Annotated in this window: 1 protein-coding gene and 1 pseudogene; both read left to right on the plus strand. The window is 59.2% G+C overall.

Translation table 11 applies throughout. The features are described 5' to 3' along the window. Positions 1–1,247, plus strand: a 1,247-nt coding sequence (locus tag AC1DT3_RS18655) for a GTP-binding protein (RefSeq protein WP_477466717.1), incomplete at its 5' end; no start/stop codon positions are given. Positions 1,248–1,460: 213 nt separating this feature from the next. Next, a pseudogene (locus tag AC1DT3_RS18660) lies at positions 1,461–2,205 on the plus strand (histidine kinase); the annotation flags it as partial.

A 2,205-nucleotide genomic window follows, 5' to 3' on the forward strand; every position in this document is an offset into this window, starting at 1 on the left:
TGACCGTGCTGTGTGGGTTCCTCGGCGCCGGCAAGACTTCGCTGCTGAACCATGTCCTCAACAACCGCGAGGGCAAGCGCGTCGCCGTGATCGTGAACGACATGAGCGAGGTGAATATCGATGCCGATCTGATCCGCGATGGCGGAGCCAATCTGTCCCACACCACCGAGCGTCTCGTCGAGCTCACCAACGGCTGCATCTGCTGCACATTGCGTGATGACCTACATCAAGAGATTGCGCGCATCGCCGGTGAAAAGCGCTTCGACTACCTGTTGATCGAGGCGACTGGCATCGCGGAGCCTCTGCCGATCGCCGCCACCTTCTCGTTTCGCGACGAGCACGGCCGTTCGATCGCCGACCTCGCCCGCCTCGACACGACCGTAACCGTCGTAGACGCGCACAGCCTCGTCAAAGACTTCAATGGCGGCGACCTTTTACGCGAACGCGGCGAGACGCGGGATGTCAACGACGAGCGAACGCTGGCCGATCTCCTCGTCGACCAAATCGAATTCGCCGACCTCGTGATCGTCAACAAGTCCTCGACGGTCGACGCGGACGAACGCGCCCATGTCCGCAGCATCGTGAAGGCGTTGAATGCGGACGCGCAAATCGTGGAAGCCGACTTCGGTCACGTTCCGAACGATCGGATTCTCAACACTCATCTGTTCAGGGAAGCAAAAGCCGCGACGCATCCATTGTGGTACAAGGAACTCTACGGAAACGTCCCCCATAATCCCGAGACGGAAGAGTACGGGATCTCCAGCTTCGTGTTTCGCGCGCGTCGACCGTTTCACCCGGACAAATTCCGCGCTTTTCTTCATCGTCGATGGTCCGGGCTGCTGCGGGCGAAGGGTTATCTCTGGGTTGCCACCCGTACAGACCACGTCGTGCAGTTTTCGGTGGCTGGCTCGCAAGTTCGCCTGGACCAGCGCGGAACGTGGTGGTGTGCCGTGCCGCGCACGAGCTGGCCGAACCATCCGCAATTCCGGCAGTTCCTGCAGACTCGCTGGGATCCCATCTGGGGCGATCGTCGCCAGGAGCTCGTCTTCATCGGCCGCAATCTGGACGAGGCTGCCATCCGAATGGCCCTGGAGGATTGTCTGGTGGGGTCCGAGACGGTGTTCGATACCGCGACATACAAACGGCTCAGCGATCATCTGGGGCCCGAGGACGTCGCCTTCGAACATGCGCCGGAACTGCTCAGGATCGGCCATCCGCATCCGCCCCAGATCGGGCTACGGTTCTGATACGATCTCCAGGCTCAGCTTCGACATAGGATTTTTTACACATAACGCTGCTGTCTGCGCCGGCGGGCAGAGGAATAAGCCTCTACTTCACCTATTTCACGTCCGTGATATAGACTTTGCCGAACGTCCCATGGCTCGACAAAGTACCGCATGCACGCTCCCGACCAATATAGGCCCTCCTCTTCGTCCCAGGATCGGGACGAGAATGCTGAAATGTTTCAGCTGGCCCCTGTTTCCCTTTGGTTAGAAGATTATGGCGACGTCAGGAAGCTGTTCGAAGATTGGCGGCAGGAGGGGGTAACAGATCTGCGCGAGCATCTCAGCGCGGACCCAAAGAGGATCAAGTCCTGCTCGAGCCTCATCCGCGTCCTGAAAGTCAATCGCAAGACGCTTGCCCTGTTCGAGGCTGACGATCTGGAACACCTTGTCGAGAATCTCGGCAGCGTTTTCCGCGACGACATGCTTCAGACCCATGTCGAGGAACTCGTGCAGCTTTGGGAGGGGCAGACCGAGTTTTTCAGTCACACTGTGAACTACACGCTCTCCGGCACACGGCTCGACATTCAGTTGAAGGGCAGCATTTTGCCCGGATACGAGCAGGATTGGACGCGCGTTCTGGTCGCGATCGAGGACGTCACCGAGCGAGAAACCGCACGCCGCCAACTTGCCCTGAGCGAGCGATATTCGCGCGGGCTGTTCGAACATTCGCCGGTATCCCTGTGGGTGGAAGATTTCGGCGCCGTGAAGCGCCTGCTCGACGAAGCGAGGGACCAGGGCATCGTTGACTTCAGGGTGTTTACCGACGTGCATCCTGAATTCGTCGAGCGCTGCATGGCCGAGATCCGCGTCATCGACGTCAATCAGCACACGCTCGATCTCTTTGCGGCCGACGACAAATCAACCTTGTTCAGCCGTCTCAGCGAAGTGTTTCGCGATGACATGCGCGAACCTTTCAGGG

The sequence above is a fragment of the Microvirga sp. P4_G7 genome, assembly GCF_056401005.1.